Consider the following 1465-nt stretch of genomic DNA (forward strand, 5'->3'; position numbering starts at 1 on the left):
TATAGGCGAAGATCGAACTCCAGAGATAGCGCTTGAAGCCTTCCCAGCCCTTCCAGTTGCATCGGTCCAGACCGAAGGCGCGCTTCAGAGTCGAGATGTTCGCTTCGATGCCGGCCCGGAAGTTCTTGAGCCTCTTGTAGACCCAGGAACTCTTTACCATGTCGACGACAGCGAGACCGCGCTTCTTTGCGAAAGCGACGTCCTTGATCTTTAGCTCCTTGGCATCGGAGAGGTTCTTCTTGGAAGCGAAGCCCCCATCCGCGCTGATCTGGCGCGGCAACCGGCCGAAGATCTCTTCATGGTGCTTAAGCATCGGGATGTATTGTTCGGAATCGGCAGGGTTGCCCCGCTCGATCTGGCAGTCGAGTATCAGGTTGGATTTACCGCTGGTTAGGAAGATCTTGTGGCCGTACACGATCTCCCTGCGGCCCTTCACGATGATGTCGGTGTGATCTTCGAAGTAGGAGACCACCTTTTCCGACGCAGGAACTTTCTCCCCGCGGAAGACGCGCCGTTCGGTTTGGCTGATCACTTTCTCCAGCAGCTCGACAGCCCTTTTCAGCTGGGCACGAAGTCGCATGGCGGTCATCATCCCTCCGAGGTCAACTGCCTGATACCTTTCCAGCGCAGGGATCGCTTCCCTGGCGTAGCCGACGACCTTGCCGGCATAGTGAACCATGTCCCGGTAGGCAGAGACCCGATCCGCCTCCTTCTTGGCATTGACCACCGCGAGCAGGCGTTTCTTTGCCACTCGCAGGTGATCGCTGTAGCGATAGTCGGGGCGAGGATCAAGGGTATGCCCTTCCTCAAGGTAGCGGGTGGTGATTCGAATGCCATCCCACAGAAGAGAGGCGTCGGTGGGGTCGTGCACGTCGGTCTCAACAGCGGTGGAGTCGATGCGCATCTTGCGCCCGTTCTCTATGCCGAACTTTTGCGCGTACCGCATCAGGCAGATGTGAATCGCTTCCCAGCTCTCTTCGGAAATCGGTTTTATGTTCTCCTGGAGAGTCGATGACGAGGGATACTGCCCCATCTCCAGGCGGGCGAAGGCCCTGAACGAGTTGGAATCTTCAAGATGGAACGCAAGTTCCTCGTATGGGAGGCAGCGAAACTGTTTGAGCACGCAAGATCGAAGCACCTGCTCAGCCGTCATTCCCTCTCGCCCGGTTTCGTGGCGGCGATTACGGATCAGGTCGTTATAAACCAAGTCCAGCATCTGTGGTGTGTCATCTAGAACCTTGGAGATCTCCTTGAGTTCCAGGCCGATGTCGTGACGAGCAGTTACTGAAAACAGGCTCATCTGCCGGGTCTGTTTTTGCCTCATGTTTGCCGCTCCAGTTGTTATTGAATTGAAGCAAATCAATATGTTACGGAACGGATTATAGCACGGCGACAACTAAAACCTAAGCACTTTCTCGGGGATTAGACAACAAATTCAGCACGTTATGTTTCCGGACGGAAACTA

1 protein-coding gene is annotated in these 1465 nt (G+C 55.2%); it reads right to left on the reverse strand.

From position 1 onward, the window contains the following. On the reverse strand, nucleotides 1–1324 hold a 1324-nt coding region (locus K419_RS22480), incomplete at its 3' end, for an ISNCY family transposase (protein WP_035497604.1). Between the last annotated feature and the right edge of the window lie 141 nt (nucleotides 1325–1465).

The sequence above is a fragment of the Citrifermentans bremense R1 genome, from assembly GCF_000426865.1.
Lineage (GTDB): Bacteria > Desulfobacterota > Desulfuromonadia > Geobacterales > Geobacteraceae > Geomonas > Geomonas bremensis.